Origin of the sequence: Bradyrhizobium sp. 521_C7_N1_3 (assembly GCF_052075975.1) — a bacterium.
GTDB lineage: Bacteria > Pseudomonadota > Alphaproteobacteria > Rhizobiales > Xanthobacteraceae > Bradyrhizobium > Bradyrhizobium japonicum.
Genome location: NZ_CP197232.1, coordinates 6,399,697 through 6,419,940, shown reverse-complemented (window position 1 = coordinate 6,419,940; position 20,244 = coordinate 6,399,697). Strand labels below are relative to the sequence as shown.

General features: G+C 65.1%; 18 protein-coding genes, 1 tRNA gene and 1 pseudogene. 12 read left to right on the top strand and 8 right to left on the bottom strand.

Annotated elements, in window-relative coordinates; translation table 11 throughout:
* Positions 1-6 precede the first annotated feature (6 nt).
* The 3 genes from AB7008_RS30105 to AB7008_RS30095 form a co-directional block, all read right to left on the bottom strand.
* Positions 7-1,293 (bottom strand): MFS transporter, encoded by a 1,287-nt coding sequence (locus AB7008_RS30105; RefSeq protein WP_441259975.1) that lies wholly within the window; start codon positions 1,291-1,293, stop codon positions 7-9.
* Between the two features lie 68 nt (positions 1,294-1,361).
* Entirely contained in the window at positions 1,362-1,802 is a 441-nt protein-coding gene (locus AB7008_RS30100; RefSeq protein WP_304490203.1) for an EamA family transporter, read from the bottom strand.
* Positions 1,803-1,812: 10 nt separating this feature from the next.
* Positions 1,813-4,290 carry a PAS domain S-box protein gene (locus AB7008_RS30095; RefSeq protein WP_304490202.1) on the bottom strand — a complete coding sequence of 826 codons (2,478 nt, stop codon included), beginning with the start codon at positions 4,288-4,290 and terminating at the stop codon, positions 1,813-1,815.
* Positions 4,291-4,504: 214 nt separating this feature from the next.
* Here AB7008_RS30095 and AB7008_RS30090 point away from each other — a divergent pair, with 214 nt between their 5' ends.
* From AB7008_RS30090 to AB7008_RS30075, 4 genes are all read left to right on the top strand, one after another.
* Complete coding sequence (locus AB7008_RS30090; protein WP_212099136.1) at positions 4,505-5,575, top strand: zinc-binding metallopeptidase family protein; 1,071 nt, start codon at positions 4,505-4,507, stop codon at positions 5,573-5,575.
* 176 nt (positions 5,576-5,751) lie between these two features.
* The gene (locus AB7008_RS30085; protein WP_304490201.1) at positions 5,752-7,767 is read left to right on the top strand and encodes an acetyl-CoA carboxylase biotin carboxylase subunit; all 2,016 of its coding nucleotides are present in this window, start codon (positions 5,752-5,754) and stop codon (positions 7,765-7,767) included.
* A 158-nt stretch (positions 7,768-7,925) separates the two neighbouring features.
* On the top strand, positions 7,926-8,792 hold the full coding sequence (locus AB7008_RS30080) for an isocitrate lyase/PEP mutase family protein (protein WP_441259974.1): 867 nt from the start codon (positions 7,926-7,928) through the stop codon (positions 8,790-8,792).
* Positions 8,789-9,088: an acylphosphatase gene (locus tag AB7008_RS30075; protein ID WP_014494616.1), complete on the top strand. Its 300-nt coding sequence runs from the start codon at positions 8,789-8,791 to the stop codon at positions 9,086-9,088. The genes AB7008_RS30080 and AB7008_RS30075 overlap by 4 nt, the downstream gene beginning before the upstream one ends.
* Positions 9,089-9,225: 137 nt before the next feature.
* On the opposite strand, the gene AB7008_RS30070 is transcribed toward AB7008_RS30075, so the two are convergent.
* On the bottom strand, positions 9,226-10,746 hold the full coding sequence (locus AB7008_RS30070) for a PAS domain-containing sensor histidine kinase (RefSeq protein ID WP_028154974.1): 1,521 nt from the start codon (positions 10,744-10,746) through the stop codon (positions 9,226-9,228).
* Between the two features lie 151 nt (positions 10,747-10,897).
* Here AB7008_RS30070 and AB7008_RS30065 point away from each other — a divergent pair, with 151 nt between their 5' ends.
* From AB7008_RS30065 to AB7008_RS30055, 3 genes are read left to right on the top strand one after another with little or no spacing between them, the layout of a single operon-like run.
* A complete protein-coding gene (locus AB7008_RS30065; RefSeq protein WP_028153219.1) occupies positions 10,898-11,455 on the top strand; it encodes a GbsR/MarR family transcriptional regulator in 558 nt (185 codons plus the stop codon).
* A 16-nt stretch (positions 11,456-11,471) separates the two neighbouring features.
* Positions 11,472-12,137 (top strand): DUF4166 domain-containing protein, encoded by a 666-nt coding sequence (locus AB7008_RS30060; RefSeq protein WP_304490198.1) that lies wholly within the window; start codon positions 11,472-11,474, stop codon positions 12,135-12,137.
* A complete protein-coding gene (locus AB7008_RS30055; RefSeq protein WP_441259973.1) occupies positions 12,134-13,570 on the top strand; it encodes a TIGR01777 family oxidoreductase in 1,437 nt (478 codons plus the stop codon). The genes AB7008_RS30060 and AB7008_RS30055 overlap by 4 nt, the downstream gene beginning before the upstream one ends.
* 415 nt (positions 13,571-13,985) lie before the next feature.
* On the opposite strand, the gene AB7008_RS30050 is transcribed toward AB7008_RS30055, so the two are convergent.
* On the bottom strand, positions 13,986-14,843 hold the full coding sequence (locus tag AB7008_RS30050; protein ID WP_441259972.1) for a LysR family transcriptional regulator: 858 nt from the start codon (positions 14,841-14,843) through the stop codon (positions 13,986-13,988).
* 113 nt (positions 14,844-14,956) lie between these two features.
* Between AB7008_RS30050 and AB7008_RS30045 the strand changes: the two genes are divergently transcribed.
* Positions 14,957-15,379 (top strand): tautomerase family protein, encoded by a 423-nt coding sequence (locus AB7008_RS30045; RefSeq protein WP_028154980.1) that lies wholly within the window; start codon positions 14,957-14,959, stop codon positions 15,377-15,379.
* 44 nt (positions 15,380-15,423) lie between these two features.
* Here the strand turns inward: AB7008_RS30045 and AB7008_RS30040 are convergent, their stop codons facing one another.
* Positions 15,424-16,137 carry a DNA helicase gene (locus AB7008_RS30040; RefSeq protein WP_441259971.1) on the bottom strand — a complete coding sequence of 238 codons (714 nt, stop codon included), beginning with the start codon at positions 16,135-16,137 and terminating at the stop codon, positions 15,424-15,426.
* A gap of 200 nt (positions 16,138-16,337) precedes the next feature.
* Entirely contained in the window at positions 16,338-17,075 is a 738-nt protein-coding gene (gene lipB, locus AB7008_RS30035; RefSeq protein ID WP_441259970.1) for a lipoyl(octanoyl) transferase LipB, read from the bottom strand.
* 80 nt (positions 17,076-17,155) lie between these two features.
* Here lipB and AB7008_RS30030 point away from each other — a divergent pair, with 80 nt between their 5' ends.
* Positions 17,156-17,398 (top strand): FliM/FliN family flagellar motor switch protein, encoded by a 243-nt coding sequence (locus tag AB7008_RS30030; RefSeq protein ID WP_028154983.1) that lies wholly within the window; start codon positions 17,156-17,158, stop codon positions 17,396-17,398.
* Between the two features lie 239 nt (positions 17,399-17,637).
* Positions 17,638-17,722: transfer RNA gene (locus AB7008_RS30025), tRNA-Leu, on the top strand.
* Between the two features lie 23 nt (positions 17,723-17,745).
* On the opposite strand, the gene AB7008_RS30020 is transcribed toward AB7008_RS30025, so the two are convergent.
* Positions 17,746-18,108: a hypothetical protein gene (locus AB7008_RS30020; protein WP_441259969.1), complete on the bottom strand. Its 363-nt coding sequence runs from the start codon at positions 18,106-18,108 to the stop codon at positions 17,746-17,748.
* 159 nt (positions 18,109-18,267) lie between these two features.
* Here AB7008_RS30020 and AB7008_RS30015 point away from each other — a divergent pair.
* A pseudogene (locus tag AB7008_RS30015) lies at positions 18,268-18,414 on the top strand (amino acid ABC transporter substrate-binding protein); the annotation flags it as partial.
* 187 nt (positions 18,415-18,601) lie between these two features.
* A complete protein-coding gene (locus tag AB7008_RS30010; RefSeq protein ID WP_304490193.1) occupies positions 18,602-20,236 on the top strand; it encodes an L-lactate permease in 1,635 nt (544 codons plus the stop codon).
* Positions 20,237-20,244: the final 8 nt, after the last annotated feature.

The window sequence follows — 20,244 nt, the reverse complement described above, 5'->3', positions numbered from 1 at the left end:
GTCGGTTCATTCGGCAGCGATAACCGATGCTGGAGCCGCTGTCTTCCCCTGTGCCTGCAAGGTGCCACGCCGGGTCTCGGGCAAAGCGAGGAGGCAGACGATGGCACCGATTGCGGCGACCGCGCCGAGCGTGATGAACGCCGCGCTGTAGCCGGCGCCGACCACGACGAGGCCCGCAAGCGTCGTCGACAGCGCCGCGCCGATGCTCTGGGCGGTGATGATCGCGCCCTGCGCGACGTTGAAGCGGCCGGTGTTGCGCACGAGGTCGGCGACGATGACGGGGAAGATCGCGCCAAAGATGCCGGCGCCGACACCGTCCAGAAGCTGCACGCCGACCAGCCAGAATGGATTGTCGGAGAGCGTATAGAGCGCGCCGCGAATAGGCAGGATCAACAATGCGGCGAGGAAGAAGCGCTTGTGGCCCCAGCGGTCGGCCTTCGCGCCGACCAGCATCGCGAACGGCACCATCACTATTTGCGCTGCGACGATGCAGGCCGACATCAGGCTCGTGCCCATGTTCTTGTCCTGCAGCGCGAGTTTCTGCCCGACCAGCGGCAGCATGGCCGCGTTGGACAGGTGAAACAGCACGACGCAGATCGCGAAGACGAGCAGGGGGCGGCAGGTCAGGAGCACCGCGAGACCTGAGGGCTGCTCCGCCTGGTCACCGGTATCGGCATCGTGCAGCCCGCGGGCGAGGTCGTGGTCGATGGCACGAGCGGGGATCGCGAGAATGCTCACGAGGCTTGCGACCGCCATGGCAGCGAGAAGGTAGAACACCACGGTCGGGCCGAACCAATAGGCGGAAAGTCCCGCCAGGCCGGCGGCGACTGCATTGCCGGCGTGATTGAAGGTCTCGTTGCGGCCGATCCGCCGGGTGAAGGCGGCATGGCCGAAGATCCCGAGCGAGACGGCGGCGATCGCCGGCGGAAAGATCACGGCGGCAGCCTGCGCGATCCCTTGCGAGACCGCGACCGGCAGGAAGCTGGGAAACAGCGGCAGCGACAGTGACGCCAGCGTCACCATGATGGCGGCGATGACCATCGCGAGCCGCTTCGCCCGCGTCGCATCGATCAGCGCGCCGGCCGGCGTCTGCGCCACGATGCCGGCAATGGTCGCAATCGACATCACGAGGCCGATGCGTGCCTCGTCCCAGTGCTGCTCGGTGAGGAGATAGACGGCGAGATAGGGCCCAAGCCCGTCGCGGACGTCGGCGAGGAAGAAGTTGGCCGCGTCCAGCGCGCGGCCGGCGCGTCTCGTCTGGCCGGTGGGGTGATGGGAGGCCTGGCTCGACATCGGTCTCTCGATCGAGGCTGGGAAGCGACCCGCCAGAAACCGATCTCACGCCACCTTTGTTCCGCCCTTCAAAACTTCACGGCCAGCAGGACCGCGCCGGCGCCGATCATGGCGATGCCGAGCCAGCCCTGTGCGGTCGGACGCTCGCCGAGAAAGGCGAAGGCGAAAAGGGCTACCAGCACGACGCTGAGCTTGTCGATCGGCGCCACCAGCGTCGCGGGGCCAAGCTTCAGCGCACGGAAATAGCACAGCCAGGACGCGCCGGTCGCAAGCCCGGACAACACCAGGAACAGCCAGGTCTTCGACGAGACCGCCGACGGCACCGCGAACTGGCCGGTGAAGAACAGCAGCACCGAGAAGGCCAGCAGCACCACGATCGTGCGGATGAACGTCGCCAGATCCGGATTGACGTTCTCGACGCCGACCTTGGCGAAGATCGCGGTGAGCGCCGCAAAGCAGGCCGAGAGCAGAGCCCAGGTCTGCCAGGCGGTGAAGAGGGCGGGTTTCATCGATTATCTCTCACCTTGCCGCCGCCAACTTCTCCGTGATCGCCTTGCGCAAAATGCGCGACAGCGACTCCACCGAATACGGTTTCTGGATCAGCTCGAACCCGCGATGCGCGTTCTCGGCGAGGACGTTGCTGTAGCCGCTGGTGAGCACAACGGGCAGGCCCGGATAGCGCTCGCGGATGACGCCGGCGAGCTCGACTCCGTTCATGCCGGGCATGATGACGTCGGAGAAGACGAGGTCGACGGCGAATTCGTTCTCGCCGAGAATGCCGAGCGCCGCATTGGCGTTGGCGACCCGGCGGACGACATAGCCGAGATCTTCCAGCAGCTCGGTCGAGAACTGGCCGACGTCGTCATTGTCCTCGACCACGAGCACGCGATAGCCGCGCCCGGTGGTGGCGGCCTCGCTGGTCAGTGCCGCAGCGTCCTTCTCCGCGGCGGGACTGTGCGCCTGCGGCAGGTAGATGGTGAAGGTCGCGCCTTCGCCGTGCGTGCTCGTCACCGCGATGTCGCCCTCGGACTGCTTTGCGAAGCCGAAGGCCTGGCTGAGGCCGAGGCCGGTGCCCTTGCCGACCTCCTTGGTGGTGAAGAACGGCTCGAAGATGGCGTCGATGTTTTCAGGCGCGATGCCGCTGCCGGTGTCCGCGACCGAGATCGCGACGTAGTCGCCGCCGCGTGCCGACTGCGCCCGCAGGCTCGGGATGCCCGCGACCTTGCGCACGGCGATGGTGAGGCGGCCTTCGCCATCCATGGCGTCGCGGGCGTTGATGGCGAGGTTGATCAGCGCGGTCTCGAACTGCGCGATGTCGGCCACCGTGAAGCAGTCGGCATCGTTCACCTCGACGGCGATCTCGATGCGGCCGCCGACCAGCGGCCGGATCAGCTGCGCCACGGCCTCGACCTGGCTGCCGACGTTGAAGATCTGCGGCTTCAGCGGCTGCCTGCGCGCAAAGGCCAAAAGCTGAGCAGTGAGCTTGGAGGCGCGCTCCACGGTGTCGGAGATGGCGTCGACATAACGGCGGCGGCGTTCTTCCGCCAGCTCGCGGCGGCGCAGGAAGTCGGTCGCGGAGCGGATGATGGTGAGGAGGTTGTTGAAGTCGTGGGCGACGCCGCCGGTAAGCTGGCCGATCGCCTCCATCTTCTGCGACTGCCGCAGCGCTTCCTCGCCGCGACGGCGCTCGGTGATGTCGACGGCCTCGGGCACCGCACCGGTGATGTTGCCGTGGCGGTCGAGCACCGGACGCATGCCGAAGTCGAAATCGCGCTCGCCGATGGGCAGGCGCAGGCGCATCTCCAGCCGTACCGCTTCGCCTCTGAGCACGGTGTCGAAGGCCTTGCGCACGGTTGCGCTCATGCCGTGGGTGCCGGTGAACCAGGGCGTGTCCCAGAACGGCTTGCCGATCACGTCCGCGGCGCTCGCCCCGATGCCGTCGAGCGCGGTCTTGTTGGCATAGAGCAATTCGCCCTCGAGGTTGACCAGGCCCTGATACTGGTTGCTGGTCTCCAGGATGGCGCGCAGCCGTGCCTCGTTGGATTCGAGCTGGGCGGTGCGCTCCACGATACGCTCTTCCAGCGTCTCGTTGAGTTGCCGCAGCTCGATCTCGGCCTGCTTGGCGACGGTGATGTCGTGGGCGACGCCGATGAAGCCGATATGCTTGCCGGTCGGGTCCCAGCGCGGCTGCGATTCCGAGCGCAGCCAGCGCCATTCGCCGGATGCGTCCCTGTAGCGCGCCTCCAGCACGAACGGTTTCAGGGACGCTTCGCCCTGGACCGATTGCTGCAGCACATGCGGCAGGTCGTCGGGATGCAGCACCTTGCGCCAGTCGAAGGCGATGGCCTGGTCGTAGGGCAGGCCGACGAAGTCCACATAGGCCTGGTTGGCGAAGGAGCGCGTGCGGTCGAGCTTCGTGACCCAGATCGGCACCGGCGCGCTGTTGGCGATCAGCCGGAAACGCTCCTCGCTCTCGCGCAGCGTCTCGCGCGCGAGCGCCTGGGCGGTGATGTCGATATGGGCGCCGACGAGGCGAATGGCGCGGCCGTCGCTGTCGCGCTCGAACTTGGCGACAACGCGGATCCAGCGGGTCTCGCCGTCGTTGGGGCGGATGATGCGGTATTCGGCGGTGTAGTCTTCGTTCGTCCCGGCCAGCGCATCAAGGAAGTGCTTGACCGCCGCGTCGCGATCCTCGGGATGGATGCGGTTGACCCAATCCTCATGCGACTCGTCGGCGGCATCTGCCGACAGCCCGTGGAGCATCAGATATTCCGGCGAGCGGCGGTTCTTGAAGCCTTCGCGGAAGTCGACCTCGAGGCCGCCGACCTTGCCGATCCGCTGGATACGCGCCAGCTCTGCCTCGCGCTCCTGGAGCGCGTGATAGGCGTTGTCGCGCTCGCGCGCGATCTCTTCGAGGTGCTGGCGCAGCCTTTCCGCGGCGGTGGTATCGGGCAAAGGATCGTTCAAGGTGTCGGCCGTTGTGATGCAATAGCGCACGTGCCGGGCCGATATTCACACAGACAAAGCGTGATAGCCATTGCTCAAAACGGAATAAGGACGGAAAGGCGCCACCGATCGCAGGGGCGGGTATGAACGAACGTCGGGTCTGGCTATTTGTTCCCGAATGTTGGAACGATGAGCCCCCCGTGCGCGTATTTGCGAGGCGCCGCAACTCTTAATCATAAAACTCTCTTCCCGAAGAGGCTAAATCTTGAAGCTCTTTGTCTGCCAGGACTGCGGTAACGTGCTCTATTTCGAGAACCGCGCCTGCGAACGCTGCGGCCACCGCGTCGCGTTCCTGCCGGAGAAGGAGACGATGTCGGCGATCGAGCCCGACGGGGAGGCCTGGAAGATACTGGCCGACAAGGGCGAAAGCCGTATGCTCTGCCGCAACGCCGAGTACGACGCGTGCAACTGGCTGACGGATGCGGGCGATACCACCGGCTATTGCCGCGCCTGCCGCCACAACGGCATCGTGCCCGATCTGTCCGATCCGGTTCAGCTCGCCGGCTGGCGCGAGTTGGAGGTGGCGAAGCACCGGCTGTTCTATTCCCTGATCCGCTGGAAGCTGCCGCTCCAGACGCGGCAGGAAAATCCCGAACATGGGCTGATCTTCAATTTCCTCGCCGACGATCCGAACAGCGGGCAGAAGATCATGACGGGCCACGATAACGGCCTGATCACGATCGCGCTGACCGAGACCGACGAGATCGAGCGCGAGCGGCGCAGGCTCGAGATGGGCGAGCCCTACCGCACGCTGCTCGGGCATTTCCGCCACGAGGTCGGCCATTACTTCTGGGACGTGCTGGTGCGCGAGGGCGGCAGGCTGGAGCAATGCCGCGCCGTGTTCGGCGACGATTCCGCCGATTACGGCCAGGCCTTGCAGCTCCATTATGCCGAAGGCGCGCCGCCGGACTGGCAGCAAACCTACGTCTCGGCCTACGCCACCACGCATCCCTGGGAGGATTTCGCCGAGACCTGGGCGCACTACCTCCACATCGTCGATACCCTGGAGATGGCCTCGGAGTTCGGCATGGAGGTGCGCCCCAGGGTCGATCGCGACGGGGAGTTGACGGCGCGCATCCGTTTCAACCCCTATGAGACGAGGGACGTCGAGGCGCTCGTCAACGCATGGCTGCCCTTCACCTTCGCCATCAACAGCGTCAACCGCGCCATGGGGCTGCGCGATCTCTATCCGTTCATCCTGTCGCCGGCGGTGGTCGGCAAGCTGGGCTTCATTCACGACTTGGTCAGGGACGTGGCCAAGGCCGCGAAGCCGTAGGTCCGCTCATGGGCTCACCGGGCCCATTTCGGTCTTGCGCTGGTACGCCAGAGGGCCCCGGATTTAGACCGTTGCCTCCGGCCGATTTTGATGTACCACGGGGGCCACACGGCCCGTCCCCGCAGGCCCCAACGGCCAGGGAAGGGTCCCGCCCAAGGTCGAGACTCAAGAAAAGCATGTTCAAACGCATTCTGATCGCCAATCGCGGCGAAATCGCCTGCCGGGTCATCAAGACCGCTCGCCGCATGGGAATTCAGACGGTTGCGGTCTATTCCGAGGCCGACCGCGATGCCCTCCATGTCGAGATGGCCGACGAGGCCGTCCTGATCGGCCCGCCCGCGGCCGCCGAGAGCTATCTGGTGATCGAGAAGATCGTGGAGGCCTGCCGCAAGACGGGAGCCGAGGCCGTGCATCCCGGCTACGGCTTCCTGTCCGAGCGCGAGGCGTTTCCGCGCGCGCTGGAGGCCGCCGGCATCGTCTTCATCGGCCCGAACCCGGGCGCGATCGCCGCGATGGGCGACAAGATCGAATCCAAGAAGGCCGCAGCTAAGGCCAAGGTCTCGACCGTGCCGGGCTATCTCGGGGTCATCGAGGACGACAGGCACGCGGTCAAGATCGCCGACGAGATCGGCTATCCCGTCATGATCAAGGCCTCCGCCGGCGGTGGCGGCAAGGGCATGCGCATCGCGCATTCGAAGGCCGAGGTTGCCGAGGGCTTCAACCTTGCAAAGGCCGAGGCGAAGGCCTCGTTCGGCGATGACCGCGTCTTCGTCGAAAAGTTCATCGTCGATCCCCGCCACATCGAGATCCAGGTGCTGGGCGACAAGCACGGCAACGTGATCTATCTCGGCGAGCGCGAATGCTCGATCCAGCGCCGCAACCAGAAGGTCATCGAGGAGGCGCCGTCGCCGCTGCTCGATGAGGCCACCCGCCGCAAGATGGGCGAGCAGGCCGTCGCGCTGGCCAAGGCGGTGAACTACGACTCCGCCGGCACCGTCGAATTCGTGGCGGGGCAGGACAAGAGCTTCTTCTTCCTCGAGATGAACACGCGCCTTCAGGTCGAGCATCCCGTCACCGAGCTCGTCACCGGCGTCGACCTCGTCGAGCAGATGCTCCGCGTCGCCGCCGGCGAGAAGCTCGCGATCAGCCAGAAGGACGTGACGCTCACTGGCTGGGCGGTGGAATCCCGCCTCTACGCCGAGGATCCGTTCCGCAACTTCCTGCCCTCGATCGGGCGCCTCGTGAAGTACCGCCCGCCGGCCGAAGCCAGCCAGGACGGCATCACCGTGCGCAACGACACCGGCGTGCAGGAGGGCGGCGAGATCTCGATCCATTACGATCCGATGATCGCCAAGCTCGTCACGCATGCGCCGTCGCGCGCGGCCGCGATCGAGGCGCAGGCCACCGCGCTGGATTCGTTCTATGTCGAGGGTATCAGGCACAACATCCCATTCCTGTCGGCGCTGATGCACCATCCGCGCTGGCGCGAGGGACGGCTCTCGACCGGTTTCATCGCCGAGGAATTCCCCAAGGGCTTTGCCGTGCGCGTGCCCGAAGGCGAGGTCGCGCGGCGGATCGCGGCGGTCGGCGCCGCCATCGACCATGTGCTAGGGGAGCGCAAGCGGCAGATCTCGGGCCAGATGGGCGGCCGCGTCGTGCAGCGCGAGCGTCGCCGCGCGGTCTGGCTCGACCGCCAGGAGATTTTGCTCGAGGTCGGACGCGAGGGCGAGGCGATCGCGATCCGCTTCGTCGATGCCGAAGGCAAGGCCGGCAACGCGCATCTGCTGCAGTCGTCGTGGAAGCCGGGCGATCCGGTCTGGCAGGGGACCATCGACGGCCATTTCGTCGCGGTGCAGGCGCGCCCGATCGCCAACGGCATCCGTCTGGCGCATCAGGGCGTCGAGGTGCCGGTCTATGTCTGGACCGAGGCGGAAGCAGCCTCGGCGCGGCTGATGCCGGTGACCACGGCTTCCGACAGCGGCAAGAAGCTGCTTTGCCCGATGCCGGGCCTCGTGGTCTCGATCGCGGTGACCGAAGGGCAGGAGATCAAGGCCGGCGAGACGCTCGCGGTGATCGAAGCCATGAAGATGCAGAACGTGCTCCGCGCCGAGCAGGACGGTACGGTGAAGAAGATCCACGCCAGCGCCGGCGCGACGCTCGCCGTGGATGCGCTGATTCTGGAGTTTGCGTAAAAGCAAGTGAGTGGGGCCCTCACTGGCCCCACCAACACCGTCATTGCGAGCGCAGCGAAGCAATCCAGACTGCCTCTGCGGAAAGATTCTGGATTGCTTCGCTGCGCTCGCAATGACGGAGTATGTTGCGGCTGCGTCGCAACAGTTGAGAGGGCACCATGGCCTTTCGTTCCCGCCGCGAAAAACTGCGTTCGATCCTGACCGGCTCGGCCTGCGTTCATCCCGGCTCGGTCTATGATGCGATCTCCATCCGCATCGCCGAGGATCTCGGCTTTCCGCTCGGCATGTTCGGCGGCTCGGTGGCCTCGCTCGCGGTGCTCGGCGACCCCGATGTCACGCTGATCACGCTCACCGAGCTCGCCGAGCAGATGCGGCGGATGTCGCGCGCGGCGATGCTGCCGGTGCTGGTCGATGCCGATCACGGCTATGGGAATGCGCTCAACGTGCGCCGCACGGTGCAGGAGCTGGAGACCGCGGGCGCCGCCGGCCTCACCATCGAGGACACGCTGTTGCCGGCCGCCTTTGGCGAGGCGAAGACACAACTGATCTCGCTGGAAGAAGGCGTCGGCAAGATGAAGGCGGCGCTGGATGGCCGCAGCGATCCCTCGCTCGTCATCATGGGCCGCACGGGAGCTGCCTCGGTCACCTCGATCGAGGATGCGATCCGCCGCGCCAGGGCCTATGAGGCGACCGGCGTCGACGCGCTGTTCTTCACCGGCATCAAGTCGCGCGCCGAGCTCGAGGCGATTGTCGCCGCTACACGCCTGCCGATCGTGCTCGGCGGTGCGCCGGACGAACTGAACGCGATCGACTATCTCGCGAACCAGCGCGTGCGCATCGCGCTTCAGGGCCACGCGCCGATCGCGGCTGCCACGCAGGCCGTCTACGAGACGCAGAAAGCGTTGCGCGAGGGCACGCCGCCGAAGAACCTCAAAGGACTTCCGTCGCCGGACTTGACCAGCCGCGTCATGCGCGAGGCCGACGTCAAGGCACGCAGCGCCGGCTTTCTCGGGCTGAAGAAATGAGCCGGGCGATCCTCCAGGTCATGATCCGCGGCCGCGTGCAGGGCGTCGGCTACAGGGCCTGGGTCGAGTACCAGGCGACAACGAGTGGCCTCGAGGGCTGGGTTCGCAACCGCCGAGACGGCAGCGTGGAAGCACTGTTCGCAGGCACACCGAAGCATGTCGCCGACATGGTCGCGCTATGCCGCCACGGCCCGCCGTCATCGCGTGTGGATAGCGTGACCAGCGAGACGGCCGGTGCGGATGAGTTGAACCTGCGTAGGGCAGGGGAAGCGTTTTCGGTGTTGCCGACGGTGTAGGTGCGTTCCGTGAGGTCGTCATGCCCGGGCTTGTCCCGGGCGTCCACGTTCTTCGTGCGACGTGGCTAGGCGTGGATGGCCGGGTCAAGCCCGGCCATGACACGGTGCGGGCGGGGCGAGGTGAGGAGACCATCGCCTCACCTTGGCAGCTTCGAGATCGCCTCGCTCAGTTCGTGGATCTCGTAGGGCTTGCGCAGGATCGGGAAGTCGCCGCGGACGTCGGCGGCGGCTTCGCTGTAGCCGGTGGCGAGCAGGATCGGCAGGCCAGGGTGGATCTGGCGCAGATGATGGGCGAGACCGAGCCCGTCCATCTTGCCGGGCATCACGATGTCGGTGAACACGAAGTCGACGCCGTTCTTCTCGAGCTCGCGCAAGGCGGACTCGGCGTCGGCAACCCGGTGCACGCGATAGCCGAGCTGCTCCAGCAAGCCGATGCTGACGATCGCGACGTCGGGATTGTCCTCGACCAGCAGCACGGTGCCGCTGCCGGGAACCGGCACCGGTTCAGGGATATCGATTGGTGCGGTCGCGCTTTCGCGCGGCAGCAGGATGGTGAAGGTCGTGCCCTTGCCGAGCTCGCTTGCGACCTTGACCGTGCCGCCCGCCTGATGAGCGAATCCGTGCACCTGCGACAGGCCGAGGCCGGTGCCTTTTCCGACGGGTTTGGTCGTGAAGAACGGTTCGAAGATCTTGTTGACGACGTCGGAGGGGATACCAAGCCCGGTATCGGCGACGGTGATGGCGACGAACTCGCCGCGGTGGAGCGGATCATCCAGGACGACGTTGCGTGCGCCGACCGTCACGGTACCGCCGTCGGGCATGGCATCGCGAGCGTTGATGACGAGATTGAGCAGCCCCGTCTCGAGCTCGGAGACATCAGCCTTGACCGACCAGACCTCGCGGTCGATGTCGAAGGCGAGACGAACGGCGCTTCCGACGCCGGCGTGAAGCACTTCGCGGATCGCCTCGATGCGGTCGCCGAGGCGGATCGCCTGGGGATTGACGCTCTGCCGCCGTGCGAAGGTCAGGAGCTGGCTGGTCAGTGCGGCGCCGCGCTTGGTTGCGGTCTCGATCGCGGACATCGCGCGCTGAACCTTGGCCTCGTCCTCATCGCGCTTCTTGAGGATGTGAAGGCTGCCGCTGATGATCATCAGGAGGTTGTTGAAGTCGTGCGCGACGCCTCCGGTGAGCTGTCCGAGCGCATCGAACTTCTGCGACTCGGCAAGCTGCCTCTGCATCGCTTCGAGCTTGAGCTGCGCATTGCGCCGCTCGGTGATGTCGCGGGTGATCTTGGCGAAGCCGACCAGGGCGCCGTGCTCGTAGATCGGATCGATGATGACGCTCGCCCAGAAGAACGTGCCATCCTTGCGGACGCGCCAGCCTTCCTCCTCGTAGCGGCCGTGGTCCCGCGCAATGCCGAGGGCACGCGCGGGCTTGCCGTTGGCGCGGTCGGTCTCGGTGTAGAAGCGCGAGAAATGCTGGCCGAGGATCTCTTCGGGCGAATAGCCCTTGATCCGCTCGCCGCCGATGTTCCAGCTCGTGATGATCCCGGTGGGATCGAGCATATAGAGCGCGTAGTCCGCGACTCCTTCCACCAACAGCCGAAAACTGCGCTCGCTTTCGAACAAGTCTCTCTGTTGACTGGACTTTGTCGTCATTCTCAACCCGCCTGGAACCGGGGCAAACGCCCCGGAGGGCGTTTGGTTCCCGTTCTCTGGGCCGTTTTTAGGCAAATACGACGGACGGTATACAGGACGCAAGCCGCCGAGCGCTCTTGACAATCAGTCGCGCTCGTCAGATATTTCTGTTATGACAGAAATAACCGGAAAGAAGAAACTGCCCGCCGCCGTCGAGCGCTTCATCCTGCATTGGGGTGACATGGGGGACGGGTGGGGCGTCAACCGCTCGGTCAGCCAGATCCACGGGCTGCTCTATCTCGCCGAGGCGCCGATGACGGCCGAGGACATCGCTGACACGCTCGGCATGGCGCGCTCCAATGTCTCGAACTCGCTGAAGGAGCTGCTCGCCTGGAATCTGATCCGGCGGGTGCCGATCCTCGGCGACCGCCGCGACCATTACGAGGCCGAGACCGATATCTGGGAGGTTGCGGCCCGGATCGCGGCGCGGCGCAAGGAGCGGGAGCTCGATCCGGCGATCACGGCGCTCCGGGCCTGCGTGTCCGATGCCGCCGACGATCCGACCATCAATCCGGTCGCAGCCAAACGGCTGAAGGAGATGCTCGCCTTCACCGAGCTCGCCGACCACTGGTTCATGCAGATGCTGAAGGTGCCGCGACCGCGGCTGGTCGCCCTGATGCGGCTTGGCGAGAAGATCGCCAACCTGCTGCCGCTGGGCAAGGCCAAATAGCGATGAGGAGGGTGCGATGACGTCGGCTCGATTGTCAGGCTCCAGCGCATCTCCCTCCGCTCACGTCAAACTCCTCGACGACCGCCGCTTCCGCACGTTGCTGTCGGACGAGGATTGGGGCCGGCTGCCGCTCGCGACCTGGCGGCGCTTTTCGAAACGCGTCGCTGACGGCGACAGCGTCGTCTATGTCGGCGTAGTCGATGAGGTCTCGTTCAGCGACATCGGCTGGTGGTTCGCGCAAGCTGCCCGCCTGATCGGCGGACCGCTGCCGACCGGCCGCGACACCGGTGTCCCCATGATTGTGACCGTCACCGAGGACGGCGCGACCGGCGGCCAGACCTGGACCCGCATCTGCGCGCGCAAGCGCGGTTTTCCGCAGGTGATCCATTCCGCCAAGCGTTTCGCCGGCCCGACCGGGCTCGAAGAGTATGTTGGCTTCGGCGTCTCGATGGCGCTCCGCATCGCGGTCGAGGGGCAGGCGCTGACCTTCCGTAGTGCCGGTTACGGACTCCAGCTCGGACGCTTGTGGATCCCGCTGCCGCAATGGCTCACGCCCGGCGATCTCACGGTGACGCATAGCGATCTCGGCGAAGGCGCCTTTCGTTTCACCCTCGATGTCACTCACCCGCGTTACGGCGCTCTGATCCACCAGTCCGTCGTCTTCAGGGAGGCCGTATCATGACGCCGCTGTTGTGGACCCTCATCGCCATCCAGATCGTGATGGGCGTGTTCGACACCTTCTATCACCACGAATTCACCGAGCGCCTGGCCTGGCGCCCGTCGCAGCGCTTCGAGCTGAAGCTGCACGGCATCCGCAACATGCTCTATGCGCTGCTGTTCCTTGTGCTCGGCTGGCTCGAAGTCCATGGCGTGCTGGCACTGCTGATCGTGGCAGTGCTGGTCGCCGAGATCGTCATCACGCTGATGGATTTCGTCGAGGAAGATCTGAGCCGAAAGCTGCCGCCGAGTGAGCGGATCAACCACACGCTGCTCGCGATCAACTATGGCGCCATCCTGGTGCTGCTGCTGCCGGTGCTGATCGATTGGGCGATGCAGCCGTTCGGCGTGAGTGTCGTGTATCAGGGCCTGCTCAGCATCGCCGCCACTGCCTGCGCAGTCGGCGCAGCGCTCTGCGGCGTCAGGGACTTTGCGGCGATGCGCCGGCTCGGCCGCATGAAGAGCGTGCCGGCGCACGGGCTGGTCGAGAAGGTCCCCGGCCGCAAGACCGTACTGATAACAGGCGCCACCGGCTTCATCGGCAGCCGCCTTGCCGCGAGCCTCAGCGGGGCAGGGCACGACGTCATCGCGCTGATCCGCAACCCCGCGAAGGCCGAGATGCTGCCGCCGCCAGTCACGCTGATCACCAGCCTTGATCAGCTCGCCGCGGACACGCCAATCGACGCCATCGTCAATCTCGCCGGCGAGCCGATCGGCAATGGCCTCTGGACCGAGGCGAAGCGCGCGAAGATTCTCGGCTCCCGGATCGACATGACCGGCGAGGTCGTCAAACTGATCGCGCGGCTCGACCGCAAGCCGGAGGTGCTTGTGAGTGGCTCCGCGATCGGCTGGTACGGCCTCTGGGCCGACCAGGTGCTGACGGAGTCGGCCAAGTCGCATGCCTGCTTCAGCCACGAGCTGTGCGCGGCGTGGGAGAAGACGGCGCGGCCGGCCGAGGAGCTCGGCGTCCGCGTGGTGTACTTGCGCATCGGCCTGGTGCTGGGCACCGAAGGCGGCTTCATCACGCGGATGCTGACGCCGTTCGAATTCGGGCTCGGCGGGCCACTCGGCACGGGCCGGCAATGGATGTCCTGGATCGAGCGCGACGATCTGATCCGGCTGATCGCCTATGTGATGGCGACGCCCGATCTCACGGGGCCCGTCAACGCGACCGCGCCGATCCCCGTCACCAACGCAAAATTCACCGAAGAGCTCGGCCGCCGCCTGCACCGGCCTGCGGTGTTTCGTATCCCCGGCGGCCTGCTGCGCCGGATCGGTGGCGGCTTTGCCGACGAACTCCTGCTCGGCGGCCAGCGCGTGCTGCCGAACAAGGCGCTGAGCCGCGGTTTTGTGTTTCGGCACGAGACGCTGCGCAGTGCGTTCGAGGCGATCTTGTGAGGTGATGTCATGTCTTGCGCTGCATGCCCTCGTGCTCTGAACGGCTGGTTTCGCGGATGCCTGGCGGCAACCGCGACATTGGGTGCGTTGCCAGTCCTCGCCGCAATTCTATCTCTTCCAGATCGAGGCTTTCCCGAAGGACTGGCTCCCATCGTCCCCCTGGTCTTGATTGTCCTGCCTATCACATTGATCTTCACGTGCCTGCTTAGCGGGATGCCATCCGCGCTTGTGATATGGCTCGGTGAGTCACTTCGAATTCGCTCGGTGCTGTTTTATGCGGCCGCTGGCGCTGCGATCGGAGCCTTGATTGCGAACGGCATCTTCGGGACGCTCTTTGAGATGGATGCGCTGTTTGCGTTGGCTGGATGTCTGGCCGGGGTCGCTTATTGGTCCGCTGCAGGAAAGGACGCGGGCGCTAGTTAGCTCCCGCGGCGCTCCGAAACGTCGCCGCCACCGCGCGCAGCGCTGCGAGCTTGGTGGGATCGCTGACCTTCGAATGCAGCATCACCTTCGATCTGCCGAGCTTCGGCAGCTGGTGTGCAGGCCCGATGTCGATCAGGCCTGCCGGCGCAATCCGCCGCGCGAGCGGCGCGATTGCGAGCCCGGCAAGCGCGGCCGCGACCACCGCCGTAACGCCGCCGCCGACAAAGCGTTCGCGCCAGGCGAGGCCGGCCTTGTCGAGCCCGCGGACGGCGACGGCGCGGACGCCGCAGGGCGGGGCGAGGGTTGCGAGCGGCAGCGGCTCACCCTTCGGCAGGGTGAAGCGTCGCGACGCGAACCAGCCGAACTCGTCTTCGGCCAGCTTCTCGCCGCCGCGGCGGCTGCCTTCCTGGCGCACGATCACGGCATCGAGCTGACCTGCGTCGTAAGCGTCCTGCATCTCGCGCGAGAAGCCGATGGTGACGGCGAGGGTGAGGCTTGAGGACATCGCGTGCAGTCGTTCGAGCAGCGGCACGAGTTCAGGGCCTGCGGCGTGATCGGAGATGCCGAGCGAGAGCGACTGTGCGGCCGGCGCCTCGCCTGAGAGTGCACGGTCATGCGCCTCCATCAGTGCGCGGGCGCGATCGAGGAACGCGGCGCCGTCGGCGGTGAGCCGGACCGCCCGCGGCGAGCGTTCGACGAGGCGCTTTCCCAGCAGCGCCTCGAGCCGCTGCAGCTTCAGGCTGACGGCGGCCTGCGTCGTGCCGAGCGCTTCGGCGGCACGCGTAAAACTCTGGAGGTCGGCGACCAGCAGGAAGGCCTTGATGGTGGCGATGTCGAGGGTTTCTGTCATTACGTATCGTTATCACTGGTATCAGAAGAGATAAGATACCAAAATGACGGGGCAAGGTCTAGCTTCCTACCAACGCCGCGCAAACTCCGCGCAGCATCTTGAGGAGAACGACCATGCCGCTGATCACCGTGTCCTACACCACCTCCCGCCAGTCGCCCTCGCTGAAGGCCGATATCGCCAACGCCGTGTCCGAGCTCACCGCAAAGATCCTGCACAAGGATCCCAAGGTGACCGCCATCATCGTGAAATCGGTCGACGCAGGCGACTGGTTCGCCGGCGGCAAGTCGCTCGCCGAGCAGAAGTTGGCCAGCTACTGGATCGACATCCATGTCAGCGAAGGCACAAACACCAAGGACGAGAAGGCGGCCTATCTCGCCGCGATGTTCAAGCGCATGGCCGAGATTTTGGGCCCGCTGCATCCCGAGACGTATTTGCACGTCGACGAGGTCAAGGGCGATGCCTACGGTTTTGGCGGCCTGACCCAGGAGCGGCGCTACATTGCCGGCAAGCTCGAAGTTGCGTTGCAAGCGGCGTGAGGTCGCAAGCCGCGGGTGAAAAACTCACCCGCGGCCTGAAGCCATCAGCTCGCCGCGCGGAACTGGACTTCGGAATTGTTGATGAAGCACGTCTTGTCGAACAGCTTGAGGTCCAGCGGGTTCGGCAGCCTGACGTCGTCGAGGTCGGGGCAGGGCTTCATCGACGGATCATAGGATCGGTCGATCTGCGAGATGAAGACGACGATCAGCCCCGCGTCGCGCGCGAAGGATTTCAGTGCGCGCACCTGAACAGCGAGATCAGGATTTTCCCGCCTCTGGTCGAGCAGTTGCAGATAGTCGATCACCACGACCGTGCCACTGGGCGCCGCGGCCATCTGCTTGACGATGTAGTCGGCGCTGATGGCGTCGGAGCAGTCGATCTCGAACATCTCAGCGAATTGCGTGGGGTCCACGCCAATCGACCGCAAGCGGTCGAAGACGTCCTTCTCGGTGTATTCGAGCGAGAAGAACGCGGCGCGATGGCCCGACTTCATGGCCTCCACGGCGAGTTCGAGGCTCATCAGGGTCTTACCCTGACCGGGGCGCGCGCCCACCAGCACTAGATCACCCGGCCGGAATTGTGGGAACAGGCGATTGGCGGGCGTCAGTGCGGCGGCCTTTGCCGCGAGCATGCTCCAGGCGGAAAACCCTTCCGTCGCAGCGATGCGGTCAAGCGCGTCGTGGAGCGGAATGCGTTCCTCGCGCGACAGGCGCTTGGCTCGTCGCTTCAGATGATAGATCGGCGCAGAGAGTCTCATCGTCAAAACCTCCCATTGCGAGCAGAAAGCGCAATCCCTCCTTATGCCAGGCGCTCGAACAGTCGGTCCGATGGTCTCATCGCCCGGCATGAGGTCTGCTTTCCCGGCGGAGGGGGGAGGCGTGGGCGGCACCGGAAGCAAGCATAGCCGATTCCGCCGCAAGCGGAGAATATGCGCCGGTCGGGCTCGAACAGGAAAAGTTAGACGGCCGCTTCCGCCACCAGCGCGCGGGTCGGCCCGAACAGCTCCTCGAACGCCTGGCGCAGCGCGACATCGACATCGGCGATGGTCACGAGCTGGCCGAGATCGACCAGCGAGGTGACGTCGTAGCGGGGGTCGGCGACGCCGCAGGGTACGATGCCGGCGAAATGCGACAGCTCCGGCTCGACATTGATGGCGATGCCGTGGAACGAGACCCAGCGCTTCAGCCGGACGCCGATCGCGGCGATCTTGTCCTCGTGCTCGGGCCCCTTGTCGGGCCGCTTCACCCAGACGCCGACCCGGTCCTCGCGCCGCTCGCCGCGGACGTTGAAGGCGGCGAGCGTCCGCAGGATCAATTCCTCCAGGCTCGCGACATAGGCCCGGACGTCCGGCCGGCGCCGCTTGAGGTCGAGCATGACATAGGCCACCCGCTGGCCGGGCCCGTGATAGGTGAGCTGCCCGCCGCGCCCGGTGGCGAAGGTCGGGAAGCGGGGATCGAGCAGGTCGGTTTCCTTGCCCGAGGTACCGGAGGTGTAGAGCGGGGGGTGCTCGAGCAGCCAGACCAGCTCGGGAGCCTCGCCGGCGGCGATCTGAGCGACTCGCGCCTCCATGGCGGCCACGGCCTCCGGATAGGGCACCGGCGCGTCCGAGATCCGCCACTCCACGGGCTCGCCGGTGGAGGCGGAAAACGACGTCAAATCGAGGTCTTGGCGGGGGTTTTGAGGCGAATTAACCATTGGCTAACCATAACGTGGTGATCATCTGGGGAGCAAATGCCAAGTCCTTTGGCTTGTCCCAAGTTGCGGCGGTCCTGACAGTGCCCACTCTCGATAAAGTCACCGTGGATCTCATGGTCGTCCTCGGGACGACCACCATGCCGATCCATCAAGTATTACGTCTTTCCCGCGGCGCCATCATCGAACTGGACGCGACCGAGGCCGACGAGGTCAAGGTTCTCGCCAACAATCTGCCGATCGCCTCCGGCGTCGTGCTGGTCGACCGCAACCGGATCGCGGTCGAGGTCAAGCAGATGCTGCCGCGCACGACGGGCACGCGGTAGCGGCCCCGGCACGCGGTAGCGCACGACGGGCACGCGGTAGCGGCCCCGGCACGCGGTAGCGGCCGCGGGTACCCGGCAAGGCCGGGGGACTCGATAGGGCCGATCCGGGCAGGGGTCCGGATTTTTCCTGCCAAGCTTGTGGAATTCTGGGCCTTTGCAGGCTTGTACCCCTCTGATGGATTTGTTAGATCGGCGCCGTTGATCCGGCAGGCCTCAAGCCCTAAGCCGGCATCCCCAAAGCGCTCGTGGCGGAATTGGTAGACGCGCTGCCTTGAGGTGGCAGTGAGTAAAATCGTGGGGGTTCGAGTCCCTCCGAGCGCACCATACCCACGCCTAATCTATTGAAATTACGGCATTTTTCTTCCAAAATTACTGCGCAAAGTTACTACTCTGTTCTCGGTCGACGTTCCGGACCTGTTCGCGCCAGGTAAAGCCATGATATCGTTAAATGACTGGCTCTGATCGAACGCAACGATCTTCTCCATGCCGCTGATTCCGAGTTTTTCTCGGTTTGCCTTGGCGATGTAGTGCGCCGGCATCTTTGGGGCAGTCCAGCCGAACATCGCCATCATCTGGCTCTCGGTACAGTCGGCGTAGGCCGCGACCTCGGCGCGGGCCTTCCGCACCCCATGGCAGCTTTTCTTCGGCTCGTTGACGCCCGCCTTGACCGCGTACTTCTTGAACTTCGCCGCCCACGCTTTCTTGTTCATCGGTAGCACGCGGCCCTTCACGATCTTCCCGGTGAAAACGTCAGCGCCGACGATCCCGGCCGTACGCGCCGCGCGGAGGTATCTGCAAACTCCGGATGCACCGGCACCGTGACGGTCCTGTTGCCACGGCTTTTTTGGTTGAGATCTGCACCGCCATCTTGGGTCGCGCGCATCATTCACCACGTCGGCAATTATGGCGAAGTCTATGATCGCAGCTTGGGCACCGGCTCCCGGCTCGCGATCCCGCGCGGGCTCAATCGGCTATGGACCGAGGGCGGCCTGCGATACGCGCCGCCGATGCGGTGACGTTTCCCTTCGGATGCCCTTGGGACGTCTAAGGCCCACAAACTTCCGAGACGCTCGGAGTTGAACTCTTAACTCGGACCCGTCGAGGAACTTCTCACATGTTGCTTTCAACTTGGCGTGGTGTGAGTTAAACTATACGCGTTGAGCTATCGGCCTGCGGCCACGCGCCGTAGCTGAGGAGGAGCGCATGGCGACCACTCAGGTCCCTGTCGACCTTCTGCACTGGGTGCTGGCGATATTGCCGATCGTCGCGCTCTTGGTATTCCTTGTACCTTTGCGTTGGCGCGCCCCGGAAGCAGGGCCGATGGCAATGTTTACTGCCGGCATCGTGGCGCTCCTCGCCTTCCGCACACCATGGAACACGCTGGCGGTCGCCAGTGCAAAAGGCGTTTGGGACGCCATCTTCATTCTCTATGTGATCTGGCCTGCGCTCCTTCTATATCAGATCACCAAGCAGGCCGGCGCATACGATGCGCTGCGTCAAGGGATCTCCAGGTTCAGTCGGAACGATCTTTTCATCATTCTGGCGCTAGCCTGGGTGTTTGCGTCGTTTCTCCAGGGCATCGCGGGCTTTGGTGCACCCGTCGCAGTCGTCGTGCCGCTGCTGATCACGGTAGGTGTGAAACCGGTCTACGCTGTAGCCATGGGCGTTCTCGCACACGCTTGGGCGCGGTTCTTCGGCACTCTTGGAGTCGGATGGCTGGCACTGCTGAGGGTCTCCGAGGTGGAAAACGTCGTCAGGACCGCCTTTGAGTCGTCGCTACTGATTCTCATACCGACCTATCTGGGTGGTTTCCTCATCGTGTGGGTTTACGGCAGGGGACCAGCCGTGCGCCATGCCTGGCCGCTGGTGCTGATCCTCGGCACGATCCTCGGCGTCGGACAACTCCTGGTCGCGTTGTTCAGCCCCGAGCTGTCGACCTTCCTGGCTGCTGCTGCGGCGCTTCTGGCGCTCTACCCGTTGTCCCGCTGGAAGAAATACGGCGAGCCGATTCCGATAGAGGAGATTCCCGAACGGCCGGCCATGACGCAGACACGAGCGAACGAACAAAAAGAGGCGGCGCCAGTCATGAGCCTCGGGATGTCGTGCCTGCCGTATATCGTGCTGACGATCGTGACGCTCGGTGTGCTGTTAATCCCGCCGCTCAATGCAGTGCTGCGGCAGGTTCAGATCGGACTGCCGTTCCCAGCCGTCGAAACCGGCTTCGGCGTCAAGAATGCGGCGGTCGCACGTTATGCGCCGATCAGTGTGTTTACCCATCCCGGGATGATGTTGCTCGTCACCTCGATCTTAGTCTGGATTGTGTATGGCGCGGGCGGTTACTACCGCGCCTGGGCGGACCGACACACGCCCGAGAGAATTTGGTCTGCACTGCTCATCGATGCGGTGCCCGCTTCGGTCCCGGTGATCGCATTCCTGGTGACGAGCCGCATCCTGGATCATAGCGGCCAGGTCTTGACCCTCGCCTACGGCATTGCCGCCGCCTCGCCGCCGCTCGTGTACGCGGGCATCGCGAGCGTCATCGGCGCTCTTGGCGCCTTCATGACGTCCAGCAGCACTGCCTCCTGCGTACTTTTCGGAGGTGTCCAGAGCAGCGTGGCTCAGCTGCATGGGATGTCCCGAGAAACCATCATTGCCGCGCAAGCGGCCGGAAGTGCCTACGGTAATGCCATCGCTCCCGCCAATGTCGTGCTGGGCACAAGCATCGCGGGAGTCAAAGGCCAGGAAGGAGCGGTTCTGCGCATCACAATGCCTTGGACCGCTCTCGTTGCGGTCCTAACAGGTCTCGCAACGGTCGCGCTCGTGGTTTTTGCGCGATAGACGGAGCG